Source organism: Acetobacter sp. DmW_125128, assembly GCF_008704325.1.
GTDB classification, from domain to species: Bacteria; Pseudomonadota; Alphaproteobacteria; order Acetobacterales; family Acetobacteraceae; genus Acetobacter; species Acetobacter oryzifermentans.
Window position 1 is genome coordinate 116,536 of the sequence record NZ_VHOP01000008.1, and the last position, 14,271, is coordinate 130,806.

10 protein-coding genes are annotated in these 14,271 nt (G+C 54.1%); 7 read left to right on the top strand and 3 right to left on the bottom strand.

Going from position 1 to position 14,271, the window contains the following annotated elements; genetic code table 11:
- Window positions 1-12 precede the first annotated feature (12 nt).
- Window positions 13-930 carry a polyphosphate kinase 2 gene (ppk2, locus tag FKW19_RS03485; protein ID WP_089178678.1) on the top strand — a complete coding sequence of 306 codons (918 nt, stop codon included), beginning with the start codon at window positions 13-15 and terminating at the stop codon, window positions 928-930.
- Between the two features lie 457 nt (window positions 931-1,387).
- Window positions 1,388-3,115: a Hint domain-containing protein gene (locus FKW19_RS03490; RefSeq protein ID WP_089179887.1), complete on the top strand. Its 1,728-nt coding sequence runs from the start codon at window positions 1,388-1,390 to the stop codon at window positions 3,113-3,115.
- A gap of 97 nt (window positions 3,116-3,212) precedes the next feature.
- Here the strand turns inward: FKW19_RS03490 and FKW19_RS03495 are convergent, their stop codons facing one another.
- Together FKW19_RS03495 and FKW19_RS03500 are read right to left on the bottom strand one after the other, a co-directional pair.
- The gene (locus FKW19_RS03495) at window positions 3,213-3,800 is read right to left on the bottom strand and encodes a hypothetical protein (RefSeq protein WP_006117110.1); all 588 of its coding nucleotides are present in this window, start codon (window positions 3,798-3,800) and stop codon (window positions 3,213-3,215) included.
- A gap of 142 nt (window positions 3,801-3,942) precedes the next feature.
- Entirely contained in the window at window positions 3,943-6,393 is a 2,451-nt protein-coding gene (locus FKW19_RS03500) for a TonB-dependent receptor (RefSeq protein WP_089178677.1), read from the bottom strand.
- Window positions 6,394-6,529: 136 nt separating this feature from the next.
- On the opposite strand from FKW19_RS03500, the gene FKW19_RS03505 reads away from it, so the two are divergent.
- Together FKW19_RS03505 and FKW19_RS03515 are read left to right on the top strand one after the other, a co-directional pair.
- A complete protein-coding gene (locus tag FKW19_RS03505; RefSeq protein ID WP_089178676.1) occupies window positions 6,530-8,725 on the top strand; it encodes a M13 family metallopeptidase in 2,196 nt (731 codons plus the stop codon).
- A gap of 124 nt (window positions 8,726-8,849) precedes the next feature.
- Complete coding sequence (locus FKW19_RS03515; RefSeq protein ID WP_063353658.1) at window positions 8,850-10,055, top strand: energy transducer TonB; 1,206 nt, start codon at window positions 8,850-8,852, stop codon at window positions 10,053-10,055.
- Window positions 10,056-10,278: 223 nt separating this feature from the next.
- On the opposite strand, the gene FKW19_RS03520 is transcribed toward FKW19_RS03515, so the two are convergent.
- A complete protein-coding gene (locus FKW19_RS03520) occupies window positions 10,279-11,973 on the bottom strand; it encodes a Hint domain-containing protein (protein ID WP_089179886.1) in 1,695 nt (564 codons plus the stop codon).
- 317 nt (window positions 11,974-12,290) lie between these two features.
- Between FKW19_RS03520 and FKW19_RS03525 the strand changes: the two genes are divergently transcribed.
- The 3 genes from FKW19_RS03525 to FKW19_RS03535 all read left to right on the top strand — a co-directional run bounded on the left by FKW19_RS03525 (window position 12,291) and on the right by FKW19_RS03535 (window position 14,243).
- Window positions 12,291-12,731: an acyl-CoA thioesterase gene (locus FKW19_RS03525; protein ID WP_006117106.1), complete on the top strand. Its 441-nt coding sequence runs from the start codon at window positions 12,291-12,293 to the stop codon at window positions 12,729-12,731.
- 234 nt (window positions 12,732-12,965) lie between these two features.
- Entirely contained in the window at window positions 12,966-13,790 is an 825-nt protein-coding gene (locus FKW19_RS03530) for a ferritin-like domain-containing protein (protein ID WP_063353656.1), read from the top strand.
- A 69-nt stretch (window positions 13,791-13,859) separates the two neighbouring features.
- A complete protein-coding gene (locus tag FKW19_RS03535; protein ID WP_006117104.1) occupies window positions 13,860-14,243 on the top strand; it encodes a VOC family protein in 384 nt (127 codons plus the stop codon).
- Window positions 14,244-14,271: the final 28 nt, after the last annotated feature.

The window sequence follows — 14,271 nt, forward strand, 5'->3', positions numbered from 1 at the left end:
AGGGCCTTGGATATGACAGATCAGGCAACAGAAACACTTCGCGCTGCAGAACATGAACGTGAGCGGATGCGCCAGGAAATTATTGATGACCTGGACGAAGAAATAGAACTGGAATTGCAGGAAGACGATCTGGACGGAACCATTTCCGAATCTGAAAACGCCTTCCGCCGTGAATATTTTCGGGAACTGGTGCGCCTGCAAACAGAACTGGTAAAGTTGCAGGATTGGGTGCAAGCCACGGGCCAGCGCATTGTGGTGCTGTTTGAAGGGCGAGATGCCGCAGGCAAAGGGGGCGTTATCAAGCGCATTACCCAGCGGCTCAACCCCCGCATCTGCCGCGTGGCCGCCCTGCCCGCCCCAACAGACCGTGAAAAAACCCAGTGGTATTTCCAGCGTTATGTGGCGCACCTGCCTGCTGCGGGGGAAATCGTGCTGTTTGACCGTAGCTGGTATAACCGCGCCGGTGTGGAACACGTAATGGGCTTTTGCACAGATGAAGAATATGAAGAATTCTTCCGCTCTGTGCCGGAATTTGAGCGCATGTTGGTGCGCAGCGGCATTAAGCTGGTGAAATACTGGTTCTCCATCACCGATGATGAGCAGGAAGCCCGCTTCCGCGCCCGCATGGAAGACCGGTTGAAGCAGTGGAAGCTCAGCCCGATGGATCTTGAAAGCCGCCGCCGGTGGGAAGCCTACACCAAGGCCAAGGAAACCATGCTGGAAAAATCCAGCATCGAGGAAGCTCCGTGGTGGGTTGTGCAGGCCGTAGATAAAAAGCGTGCGCGGCTAAACTGCATGAACCACCTGCTCTCATTAGTGCCGTATAAGCCTGTGCCACGCCCCGAAGTGGTTTTGCCACCGCGCGTGTATCATGCAGATTACGAACGCCAGCCCACGCCAGACACCATGATTGTGCCCGAAATTTACTAACCCTCTGTTTTCGGTAAAGCATTGTCAGTTCATGCCTTTTATCACAGTCATGAACTGACAATTTCCAAAAGTTTTTTCCTTTTATAAAATAAAAAAAGCATTCCCTATTAAAAAATGTGGCTTTTCTTTGGCGATCCAGAAAAGTTAACCCGAACACACAAATAAATAAAAACAACTTTAAATACACGTAAACTTATTTGAAATAAATACTTATAAAATATAATTTAATCTCATTTATTTGTTGAAGTATTAGCAATAAACACCAAAACGTTAACTTAATTATACTATATATATAAAATAGATAATTTTATATTTACATTTATAAAATAAAATAATTACCACAATAAATTTTTCTAAAAACATTATGTATTACTGCCCCTTTATATATTTAAAAATGCTTGCAGAATCTTATCGTGAGTTTATATGTTGCGAATTATATAACTTTTTAGGGCAACTTATGACAACCGATACATGGACAGGCACCGCAGGTGATAGCAACTGGAACAACGCAGCTAACTGGTCTAACGGCGTCCCAGGTTCAGATTCGGATGTTGTCATCGACACAAATGCCACGCAAAACCAGACAATCAACATTCCTTCTGCGGTTGAAATCTCCAGCCTGACCATTACAGGTGATACAAATATTGCGTTGAACAATTACACCGGAGATTCTTCGCAACGCGTTGGCTTTACTGTTAATAACAATATCAGCATGGATGATTACAGTGGCACGCTTCGGGTCAACTCTCTGTATGTGATAAGCTATGGAGATATGACGGGCGGCACCGTTCTGATTGATAACTCTACCGTACAGCCTTCAGGCAGTTTTACGTCTGTTGCGTCTTTCTGGCCAACACCCAACAATGGCAACACCAATTATCTTAATCTTTCGGGGGCGCAAAACACTGTTCCCTCCGTTATTAACTTTTCCAGTTACGACGCCATCACTTTTGGCAGCCGCCAATCTTCCGATGGTAGCGCGGGCATCCATATCAAATGGGTTCCTTTGGGCAGTAACACCTACAAAGTTGTTAACGCCGCAAATGCAGATGATGTTCTGGTAGATTCCCTTACCTTTGTAGATGGAGAATCCCCCGATAAAATCGGCTATGATGGTGATACCGCAACTATCGACTGCTTTCTTGCAGGCACCCTGATTGAAACACCACAAGGCCCACGCGCCATTGAAGATATCCAGATTGGCGATGCTGTTTTTGTCTATTCAGATGGTGCAAGAAAAGTCAGCCGCGTCACATGGGCTGGTCATGCCCCGGCAAAGGCAAACACCGCCCTTACGCAGGATGAGGCAGGCTACCCCATCCGCATTGTTGCCAATGCGTTGGCTGAGCATGTACCCAGCACAGATCTGCTGATCACACCAGAACATTGCCTGTTCTTTCATGGCAAGTTTGTGCCAGCACGCATGCTGGTGAATGGCAGTTCCATTTTCTATGATACATCCATTGTATCTTACGAATATTACCACATTGAAACCGCAGAACACACCATCATCATGGCAAATGGTGTGCTAACGGAAAGCTATCTGGATACGGGCAACCGCGCATCCTTCCAGCAGAATGGTAGCGTTGTTATGCTGGGGCGCGCGCCCACCAAAAGCTGGGAGCACGATGCCGCAGCGCCTTTATGCATAGATCGTACTTTTGTGGAGCCTCTGTTTCACGCGCTCTCCTATCGTACAAACAACATTGCCGGATGCCATGTATCTGCAAGAAATGTTGAAACAACCACCAACCCCAACCTGCACCTTGTTACGCAGTCCGGGGCTATTGTGCACCCTGCGCGCCACACCACGCACCAGTACAGCTTTATGCTGCCACCTAACACACAATCTGTACGCATTGTTTCTCGCGCCAGCCGCCCGGTAGATATTATTGGCCCGTTTGTGAATGACCGCCGCTATCTGGGCATTGCCATTGCAAACATACACCTTCTGTGCGCCGAAGATGTGCATAATATTAACGTGCACCTTCAGGCAGAAAAACCCGCAGGTTGGTACGCTGCGGAAGCCGCAGGCTGCGCATGGACAGATGGAGATGCCCTGCTGCCTCTGGATGGATACCTTACCGATGGCAAAATTGGCATGCTGTCCATTACCGTACAGGCAGGTAGCCCCTATGTTATGGAAAACCACCAAAAGGCAGAAACACACACACGCTCTGCCTGATGTTAATCTGTACGCGTGGCGTAATATAAGCGAGCCCTTATCTCCCCTGTAGCAGATAAGGGCTTGCGGCTTTTAAAGGGTCGGCTTTGGCCATAAGCTAATTCAGCACATGGCCATTTGCCACTTTTGTTACAAAGTCATTGCCAATCTGGGCTACGGCTTTTTCACTCGCCTGCATCATGGCGTGTTTAAGCGCCCCGCAGCTTCCGGCAACCGTGTTGCTGCCCTGCCCGGTAATTGGCACTACCTGCACAGGCTGGCCCTGTGCGTTAAGCACCTGCACAGTGCCTTTTAGGGTGGTATCCACCGTGTATTTGTTATCCCACAGGCCCGGTTTAACGCTTACCTGCTCATCCGCTGTTTGCAGGGAAAGGGCCATTGTATAACCGCGTGTTTCTGGGGTTTCCTGCTGCGCATGGGCAAAGCTGGAGCGAATGGCCTGCTGCAACCGCTCCTCTGCCGAAGCTCCTAAATTTGTGGTGTAATTTATGCCAAGGCTGCACGCTATTTGCGCATTCTGCTTGGCAAATCCCGGCGCAAAACTATAGGCCACCGGCGTTTGCACCAAATGCTGCACCGGCAGATCCTGAATAGGAAAGGAGGCCTCGTTAAGGGCAATGCGAGAACTGCACGCCCCTAAAAGCACCGCCAAAGCAATCAGGCACGCACCGTTTTTACCGGCCATAACCAGACCTCCGTTTCAAAAACAAGAACGGAGGCAATACAAGCAGCGTTATCCGTAAATAAGAAATAGATTTTTAGTGACCAGTTCCGCCCTATTTCTCTCCAAAACGTGAATCACGCGCTTGTTATACTTGATTTAATACTTAAAATCCGCAGGAAACCCGCCCACCAATAAAGCGTGGCTCACCGGGAATATAGAAATACGTGGTGGTGGCCATACCGCCACTTTCTGCGTAGCGTTTATCCAGAATATTGCGGGCGTAAAGCGTGGCTTCCCACTTGCCCGAAGGCGGGCGGAACGTTACGTGCGCCCCCAGCAAAAAGTAAGATGGCAAGCGCTGATACCCCGTGCCGCCCACCACAATGGCCTGACTGCCCCGGTATTGCCAATCCGGCCCAAAATCCAGCCGATACCCTTTGCCCAAGGGCTGCCGCCACATGGCCTCACCATTCAGTGTGAGTTTGGGGGAACCATTATCCACCCCGGCAAAGTTACGCTCTATTGCTTTCCATGTGCCGTGCTGGGCGTAATAGGCGTTGGTGGCGGGGCGATCCACATTGGGGAAGTTCTGAAAATCCCCGCGCTGCCAGCCAATGTTTTGCATAATGTGCAAACGGCTTATGGGGTTGGCCTCCAACGTGGCCTCAAAACCCCAGCTTTCAGATTTAGGGGCGTTTGTAATTTCGCTTAACGGGCCATAATTGGGAATCAGCACCGTGCCCACAACTTGCTGGTTGTGGTAATCATTATAAAACGCTGCACCGTTAATGCGCAAATGGTTGGGTATGGGGTCTGATTTAAAGCCCAGCTCGTATGTTAGCACCGTTTCGGGGTGAAAGGGGTCTAGCTGCGCCTGCACCTGCGTATTGTTGGCCGTAAAGCCACCGGGCTTAAAGCCCTTGCTCATTTTGTAATACAGCATGGCATTGGGCACGAACTGCCATGAAACCCCCACCTGCCCCGCAAACTGGTTGGAGGCCGTGTTTTCTGCGTGGAAGTTATGCGTAGCCCCACCAAATATCTGCGATGTCAGGCCCGTTATGCCGCGGTCATCCAGCTCATGCAGCAGCCCCGCCCAGATGGTGACGTTATGCGGCAGCCGGTAACTGACATGCCCAAATTCCGAAACGCTCTGCTGGTTCTGCCCGAAGGAGGTGGACATCATATACCCACGCGCGGCGTAATCTGTGTAGTTAAAGAAGAAGCGCTGGTTCATCTGGCTGCGCTGATAATACCCGCCCACAACCCAGTTCAGCCGCCCACCAAGGGCAGAGCCGTTAAGCCGCGCTTCCTGCGTAAACACGTTGCCATCTATGGTGCGGTAGGTATCGGCCTCCTGCCGTGATGTGCCATCCTGATCTGTGTATTCTCCACGCCGTTCGGTTTCAAACGCGCTTACAGATGTAAATGTTACCGGCCCGAAATCGTGCATGATATGCACATCCGCGCCCCAGTACTGGTTGTGCTCGCTGGGTTTTAGCCCATCGCGGCGGCCTATCAGCTTGTCAAAGGTGGAATTGGAAGACCATTGCGCATCTGTTCCCATGCCGTAATCGGGCAGCGGGGTAGAGCCAATAATGCGGTGCACGGCTTGCGGGGTTACAACCTCGCTGTTGTCCTGCACAAAATGGCCGCCAAGCTGGATGGTGGTTTTATCATCCGGCCGCCAGCGCAGCTTGCCGCGAAGCGCCCATAAATCTGCATCCCCTAAATGGTCTCCATTTTCGGGGTCTCGCTGCCAGCCGCCGCCTTGGCGTGTTTGCCCCGCCAGCCGAAAATCCAGCCCCTTGGCCAATGGGCCAGAAACATAGGCCTCGCTCCGGCTGCGGGCGTAAGAGGCAATATCCTGCGATGCCCCAAAATGCCACGTATCTGTTGGGTCTGCCGTGCGCAAATGCACTTCCCCACCCGTGGTGGACTGTCCGTGCTCTGTGCCAACTGGGCCGGGGGTTACGCTGGCGCTGGCCAAATCAAACATCATGCCGTCTGTCATGGCGGCATAGGGGTAGGCAACATCGTCCACATAGGTCAGCACGGTGGGCATGTTGTTCTGGGTGAAATCATTAAACCCGGAACCACGCAGGTAAAAGTTGGTGGAGGCTGTGCCGTTGATGCTTTGCATCGTTAAGTTGGGGGCTACGTGCTCCAGCCCGCGCAGGGTGGTAATATCGCGGTTGCGCAACAGCTCCGCCGTAAGATGCGTGGTAGCATCTGGCTCATGCTGGGCGGATTGAAACATGTAATCGTAGCGGTGGGCGTTTACCTGCACAGATGTACTACTGCGCGCTTCCACCGCCGCAGGTGGGGCTACGTGGTGCCCCTGGCCCACACCCGTAACAGGCCGCCCATGTGCATGCGGGGGTGTATGTGCTGCTTTGGGCTGGGCAGCCTGCGCCATAATGGGCCACAAACCCAGCGCCATAATGCTGGCACAGTGCAAAACACGGCGCGCCCGATGCGCCGCAACACGCACGCGCTGTTGCTGTGGCCCCCACCATATGGCGGCATGCTGCCTGTATTTTGCTCGGCCAGAAATAACGCCATACCCCTTGCTTGTGTGCACCCGCGGGCCGCCGCATAACGTGCAACGCATAACATTTATGTGTGTTTCAGCCCCCTAATGCGGGGGATGCCTGCAAGATGCAAGCACACATACAGGGCTGGCAGAAAAATTCATTCTCGTAGGGCCTGCTAACATTGCCCTTACTGCACGGGGTAGGCAGCCTTCCATGCCAAGGCTAAGGTGGGGCAGAATATTCTTTGTTTCCGAACACTCTGAGAGGTGGGGCTTGCCCCACGCATCAGACCCAGAAGAAAGAAAGCGGAGACTCCATTTGTCCAATTTCCTCTCCCGTTCCTCCCTGCGTGGCGCATTGTTGCTTTCTGCCGCCCTTGTTGGCGCCACTGCCAGTGCCCCCGCACATGCTGCGCCATCTGCCCCCACAGCGCAGCCAGCCCCCGCCAGCTTTGGCGCTTGGGGCGTAGATCTGGAAGGCCGGGACTTAAGCGTAAAACCGGGGAATGACTTTTTCCGCTACGCCAACGGCACCTATCTGGATCACCTGCAAATTCCCGCAGATATGACAAGCTATGGCCCCTTCAACGCGCTGGCCGAGCTTTCCCGCACACGGGTACAGGATATTCTGAACGATCTTTCCGCCCATCCGGTGGAAAACCCACGGAGTATTGAAGAAAAGCTGGGCACCTTTTACGCCTCCTATATGGATGAGGCAGCCGTAGAAAGCCTTGGCAGCCGCCCGCTTAAGGAAGATCTGGACGCCATTCGCGCCATTAAAACACCTTCTGATCTGGCAGCCCTTACAGGCTCCTGCCCCGGCAACTTCCAGTTCTCACCGTTTTCTCTGGGTATCAACCCGGATGCAAAAGACCCCACACGCTATGCGCTTAATCTGGATCAGGCCGGGCTGGGGCTGCCAGACCGCGATTATTACCTGAAGCCGGAATTCGCCAGCAAGAAAAAGGCCTATCAGGCTTATGTAGAAAAGGCGCTAACACTGGCAGACTGGCCAGAACCCGCAAAAGCCGCCACAGCTATTGTTACGTTTGAAACACGCCTAGCCAAAGCCCATTGGGCGCGTGAAACCCTGCGCGACCCGCAAAAAACCTACAACCCGATGACGGTGGCAGACCTGGCCAAAAACGCGCCGGGGTTTGAATGGTCTATCTGGCTCTCTGCCGCGGGCCTGCCCGAACAGGGGCTGGACAAGCGCGTGCTGATTGTGGGCGAACCCTCCGCCATTACGGAAGAAGCCCGCGTGGTGGCCGATACGGATATGGATACGCTGCGGGCATGGCTGGCCGCGCATCTGGTAGAAAACGCCACATCCTACCTGCCAGATCGGTTTGAGCAGGCACGTTTTGCGCTTACCAAATCCCTTACCGGCCAGCCCTCTCTGCCTGCACGGTGGAAGCGCGGCGTGCAGGCCACCAGCTCCGCCATGGGTATGGCGCTGGGCAAGGTGTATGTGCAGCGTTACTTCCCGCCAGAAAACCACGCCACCATGCAAAAGCTGACCACGGATTTGAAAGACGCCTTCCGCATCCGCCTGCGCAACAATACGTGGATGAGCCCTTCCACCAAGCAGGCCGCGCTGCGCAAGCTTGAAAACTTTGAAGTTCAGGTAGGCTACCCCAATAAATGGCGCGATTATGCCAGCCTTGAGGTGCATAAGGGCGATGTGTACGGCAATGCCCGCAACGGCGTGGCGTATGAATGGCGCTACTGGCTGGCACGCCTAGACCAGCCGGTAGACCGTGATGAATGGGACATGACACCCCAAACCGTAAACGCCTACAACAACCCGCTGTTTGATCAGGTTGTGTTCCCCGCTGCCATTCTGCAACCGCCATTCTTCAACCCCAAGGCGGATATGGCCGTAAATTACGGGGCCATTGGCGGCGTGATCGGCCATGAAATGACCCATTCCTTTGATGATGAAGGCCGCCAGTTTGATGAACACGGCCGCCTGCATGATTGGTGGACAAAGGAAGATGCCGCCCGGTTTCAAAAACTGGCAGACCGGCTTGGCGCACAGTTTGATGCGTTTGAGGTGCTGCCCGGCGTACACGTAAACGGCAAGCTGACAATGGGTGAAAACATTGCCGATCTGGGCGGGCTTACGCTGGCGCTAGATGCGTATCATGCCGCACTTAAAGGCAAGCCCGCGCCCGAACTGGATGGCCTAACGGGGGATCAGCGCGTGTTCCTTGGCTGGGCGCAGGTCTGGCGTGAAAAACTGCGCGAAGAAACCATCCGCCGCTTGGTGGTGACAGATCCGCACTCTCCCCCGCAGGCGCGGGTGAACATGCCTATGCACAATATTGATGCATGGTACGAGGCGTGGAAGGTGCAGCCCACAGATAAGCTCTACCTTGCGCCAGATCAGCGCGTAAAAATCTGGTAACGCTATCTCTGCCCCACACCGTATGGCCCGTGCATGTGCTAGGCCCATACGGTGTGGCAAACTTCGTGCAAACTTCTCTCTGGCACCACAGCAGCAGCCATGACACAATACGCACCACACTGGCATGGGGCCGGTATGCGTAAACCCTGCGGAACAGGTGGAGAATAACGGGCGGGTCATGATCGACAGGTTCAGTTCTTCCCGCCATCCTGCCAGACAGGAACCCCGGCTGCTGCCCGACAGCGGCACAAACGCTGCGGAAAACCCCGCCAGCCAGCGCACATCCCAACCGGATACGGAAGATGTGCGCGCACGGCTTTTTCCCGCAGCACCTGTACCGCGCACACGCGGCGTTAACGTACGCGGCACCTCTACCCCGCTTATCCGCAAGGAAATATACGCAGATCCCACATTGGGGCCTGTGCTTACGGCCTCTTTTCTCGCACATGTGCTGCTGCTGGCCGCCTTGTTGTATAAGGCCACGCACCATCAGCCCCAAGGCTCGCCCGATGCCGCCCAGCAATCTGCCGGGGTGGAAATGGTGTTTTCTCAACCGCAGGCTTCCAGCGGTATGGTGGGCGCACAATCCCCCGATGCTGGTGGCGGGAACGAGGCCAAACACGCCGCCCAAACCAGCAGCGAACCCCCAACCCCGGCAGATGCCGAACCCACGCCCACACCCCCGGCAGAGGAAGCACCCTCCGCCCCCATTCTGCCGCCATCTGATGATGGGCTCCCCAAGCCGGTGGAAAATAAAACACAAACCAAACCCTCTCACCCGGTTACGGGCCACAAACCCAAAACGCCACAGCCTGCGCGCCCCACACCGCACGCCAAGCCCACGCCCCGGCCCAGCCACCACAAGCCCTCTCCGCTGGACCACCCAATGGATATGTCCTTTAACGAGGCCCCAGCCCCACGCCGCAAGCAGCATGGCCGCCCCGGTGGTTCCAGCGCCCCGGTTGATCTTTCCATTGGCCCGATGGTGGAAAATGGTGAGCTGAACGCCCATTACGCATCGCGCACCACAGTGCATGGCGTGAGCAGTGATTACGCGGCAGAAATTGATGAATGGATCCAGCGCCACCTGTATTACCCGCCAGATGCGGCAGAACGAGGGGATGAAGGCCCATCCTCGGTGCATGTTATTCTGGATCGCACGGGGCATGTGTTCAAAGTGTTCCTGACCAGCGGCTCTGGCTCCTCCGATCTGGATTCCGCAACAATAGGCATGTTCCACGGGGCGCAACTGCCACCCGTGCCGCCGGATATGAAAGATAAGTTCATTAACTTTGATGTGACGGTTAATTACATGCTCATCCGCAACTAACGCGGCAGTATCTTACATTTTTATGTACCACGTGGGCCAGTATGGCTGCCCTTGCAAAGCTTTGTAGTGGGCACGCCGCATGGTGTGGGGTCTGCACGCCGCACAAAAAGCCCAAAGCCAATAAAAAAACGGGGCTCCGACTTGCACAAAAGCAGCCGATACCCCGTTTTTTGACGTGTAGAGCAGGGTGTTTTTAAACCACCCCGCTTTTTATACCAAACCTTCAGGCCGTTTTGGCAAGCCGATGTGCTGGCGTGTCTGATGCCAGATACGGGCCAGCAGCCAATACCTGCATGCTTAGCATACGCAGGCCAGATGTTGATTGGCTTTCCAGATCCAGCATGGCGTTGCCATTTGTCCAGCGGGCTGCGCCACCGTGTTCCAGAACGTACCAGCCGGGGATATCTTCATTTTGTAAATGCGTTGAAATTTCCTGCATATTTTGGGTATCACACAGAGTTACCTGCCCAATGGCCACACCCAATTTGCGCCGGTCATCTACAAACGGGCCTTCTACATCACACGGGCGGCTTGCGCGGGAGACAATCTGCACGCTTTGCACATTTTCTGGCAGCATAAAGGTATAATACCCATCCTGCACCTTTATGGCCCGAATACGCTTGCCGGTGTTGGTTTGCAGGCAGATATCCGGGTCTGTCAGCAACTCACGCGGGGCAGGCTGTGCAGGGGCATGCCCCAAAGCGTTATCCCTGTTTGCAATTTTTTCAAACAAAGGCTGCACAAATTCTTTTTGCGTGCACAAAGGGGCTGCGGCATCTACAGACCAATTGCGCGGTTTGCTGCCAATGCTGGCCAGCACAACGCCAGAACTGCGGAAGCTGGCACGGTTGCCCGTATCCAGGTAACTTTCGCTCAGCACACCATCCGCCATGATAACAGCATGTTCGGGCGTTTCTATGTGGTAATAGGTGTAGGATGTAAACGTACGATCGTAAAAAATGCTGCTGCCATTTACAAGCATACGCACCGGCACAAAGCGCCCATCAAAATACAGGCAGTGTTCGGGCGTTACCAGCATATCCTTGTAAGGCACGCCATCTGCTATGGCATCCTGCACAATACGCACGGGGTATCCGGCCTCATCATCCGCCAAGGTGGGGTTTACCGTAGCCTGTGCATGGCCTGCCCATACAATCTGGCGGGGTTCTGCTTCACCCCTTCCATAAGCCAGCACGGTATCACCCACGCGCAGGTCTTCTACCGCTACATCACCATTGGGGGTGCGGATCATGCTGCCAGCCAGATAGCAGATAAGAATACCGCCCGTGCCATCCGGGTTGGAGGTGTTTGTCCATTCCTTGGGAATATACCATGTTAATCCAAATGGGTTGCCAGATACCTTAATGCTTGGGCCAAGCGATACGTCAATAACGTTAAGGATATTCAGATCCAGCCCCACCGTGGTGGTGTTTGTGAGTGGATCATAATACCCCCACACATTGGAGGAATCCGGAAAATCTACCGTAAAGTTTGGGGGAACGGTGCTTGTTGTTTTACCGTTTGAATCAATAAACGTGACCACGTTGGAAAGTACACCCACACCAACGCCTGCACTATCCACCTTGATGTTGCCGCCATCTGGCCCAACATTGATAGAACTTAGCACATTGGCGGAAATAATATTTCCCCCCAGTTCCAGCGTGCCACCATCTACCGTAATATTTTTAATGGCCCCAACAGATGCCAGACCGCCACCCGCCACCACTGTTGCGCCGTTTTCCACCACAATGCGGCTGAGCGCCTGCACATCGGCAATATTACTCAGGTTTACCACCACGGGGTCACCCGCCGGGGTGCCAGCATCCCGCGTGACCAGAATGTTGCCAGTTACGTTAAGGTTAAGCAGATCCTCAACAGAGTAATCTATAACCTTGTCAAACAGTAGATTGATGGCCATGGCCAACGGGTCCTTTTGCATGAATAAAGCCCCGGTTAATTATTTATTAAGCATTAACGCGGGACGTTATTTATTTTTATTTTAAATTCCTTTATAAATAGTAAACGTTTTGAAAAATTTTACATTGCCGCCACGCAGGCCCCGCACGCGCCAGCCAAACCGCCCCCGCGTTACGCTCAAGGCAGGTTTGATCACGAAAAACTGAAGCTGCACCCCGCCATGTTTACGCGCTATCCTGCTGGCAATGCTTTCGTGCAGGGCGGCTCTCTTCCCTGCAAGTCAGAACATAAGGCCCTTGCCAGAAGGAACAGTACTGCATGCCTCGTTCAGATAATTCGCAAATCCCAACCGATATCCCCACCATCCGCGTGGTGGCCATGCCCACAGATACCAACCCGGCGGGAGACGTGTTTGGGGGATGGATTGTTTCTCAGATGGATCTTGCAGCGGGCACCACGGCAGCTTTTCGGGCCAATGGGCGGTGTGCCACCATTGCCATCAACAGCCTTGTGTTTATGGAACCCGTGGTGGTGGGGGATGAGGTGAGCATCTACACCCGCATTATCCGCGCGGGCCGCACATCGCTTACCATTCATGTAGAAACATGGCGCCGCGCCCGCCACACGCATCTGACATCCAAGGTAACGGAAGGCGAATTTATTTTTGTGGCGCTGGATGAAAACCGCCGCCCCCGCCCGCTTCCGCCCGCGCAGCCGGGTGATGAGCTGCCAGAAATTGTGCCCCCCAACGCAGGCTAAAACAGCACGCAGCACCTTTATAAGCCCCTGCCGCGTTATAGTAAGGCAGCCAGAACACACCTTGAGTGTTATCTGGCTGTAGGGCCTTTTTTCAGCTTTTCACGCCAAGGCCGGATGGTCTAGAAATCCGGCCATCAGGTTTTTTCATGCCTTGGCTCTGGCGCAAACCCAACCTGCACGGCATATAAACCACGCACACGCGTAAACAAAGGCAGGAAAGGGAGGCCCGGGCTTATGAAACACTGGCAGATCGACCAACTGCCTTGGGATCAGTTTGATCCCTCTAAAGTAGATCCGCAATTGGTGCCTGCCATCAAGGCGGCCTCGGTGGTGGAACGCAACAGTGTGGATTACGCGCTGTACCTTAATAATGTGTTCCGCGATGATCCGGACTTTAGAGAAGCAGCAGACCACTGGGCCATAGAAGAAGTGCAGCATGGTGATGCACTGGGCCGTTGGGCCATGCTGGCAGACCCTACGTGGGATTACCACGCCGCCTTTGAGCGCTACCGGGATTTTTACCAGATTCCGCTGGAAGTGGAGCAATCTGTCCGTGGCTCCCGCACGGGGGAACTGATTGCCCGATGTATGGTGGAAACAGGCACCTCTTCTTTTTATTCCGCACTGGCCGATGCTACGGAAGAACCCGTTTTAAAAGCCCTTTGTAAACAGATAGCCGCGGATGAGTTCCGCCACTTCAAACTGTTTTACGACCACATGAACCGCTACCTAAAACGCGAAAAAATTGGCACGCTGCAACGCGCACGCATTGCCCTTGGCCGCGTAACGGAAAGCGAGGATGACGAACTAGCATCCGCCTACCACACCACCAATGACCCCGCAGATATGCCGTATGACCACACGCGCTGCATTGCGGCGTATATGTCCCGCGCCATGAAAAACTATCAGCCCCAGCATCTGCGGCGCGTCACCAACATGGTGTTCAAAACCATTGGCGTTTCCCCCCACGGCAAATGGCAGAGCGCTGTGTTCTGGATTGCGGAAAAACTGTTTTTCAGCCGTCAGCGTAAATTTGCGCGCATTGCGGGCATAAGCTAAGCGGCCTTTCCCTCTTGCAAGCCGGCGCGTAAGGTTCGTTCCGTCATAACAGACGGAGATTTACATCTGATGTTTACGCATATTGTGGTGGGCAGCAACGATATTGCCCGTTCCAAAAAATTCTACGATGCTATTTTTGAAGCTATGGATATTCCCCCTTCAGAAATTCACCCCAATGGCCGCCTGGTTTACGCCAAGCACGGCCAGCGCTTTGTAGTCACCAAGCCGCTGGACGGCAAACCCGCCACCCCCGCCAACGGTGGCACCATTGGGCTGGAAGCCGCTACAACCGCTATGGCCGACGCATGGCACAAAGCTGGTGTTGCCAATGGCGGACAGGCCATTGAAAACCCACCCGGCGTGCGCCAAACCTCCATGGGCCCGCTGTATCTGGCTTACCTGCGGGACCCGGATGGCAACAAGCTGTGCATTGGCTGCAAGGTTCCGGCCTAAGCCTAGCCCGTTGCGTTTAACCTTGGCG

Excerpts from the sequence above, each read along its gene's own strand:
- FKW19_RS03490 (WP_089179887.1), top strand. The coding sequence starts at position 1,388 with ATGACAACCGATACATGGACAGGCACCGCAGGTGATAGCAACTGGAAC.
- FKW19_RS03530 (WP_063353656.1), top strand. The coding sequence starts at position 12,966 with ATGAAACACTGGCAGATCGACCAACTGCCTTGGGATCAGTTTGATCCC.
- FKW19_RS03500 (WP_089178677.1), bottom strand. The coding sequence starts at position 6,393 with ATGCGTTGCACGTTATGCGGCGGCCCGCGGGTGCACACAAGCAAGGGG.
- FKW19_RS03525 (WP_006117106.1), top strand. The coding sequence starts at position 12,291 with ATGCCTCGTTCAGATAATTCGCAAATCCCAACCGATATCCCCACCATC.
- FKW19_RS03520 (WP_089179886.1), bottom strand. The coding sequence starts at position 11,973 with ATGGCCATCAATCTACTGTTTGACAAGGTTATAGATTACTCTGTTGAG.
- ppk2 (WP_089178678.1), top strand. The coding sequence starts at position 13 with ATGACAGATCAGGCAACAGAAACACTTCGCGCTGCAGAACATGAACGT.
- FKW19_RS03535 (WP_006117104.1), top strand. The coding sequence starts at position 13,860 with ATGTTTACGCATATTGTGGTGGGCAGCAACGATATTGCCCGTTCCAAA.
- FKW19_RS03515 (WP_063353658.1), top strand. The coding sequence starts at position 8,850 with ATGGGGCCGGTATGCGTAAACCCTGCGGAACAGGTGGAGAATAACGGG.
- FKW19_RS03505 (WP_089178676.1), top strand. The coding sequence starts at position 6,530 with ATGCCAAGGCTAAGGTGGGGCAGAATATTCTTTGTTTCCGAACACTCT.
- FKW19_RS03495 (WP_006117110.1), bottom strand. The coding sequence starts at position 3,800 with ATGGCCGGTAAAAACGGTGCGTGCCTGATTGCTTTGGCGGTGCTTTTA.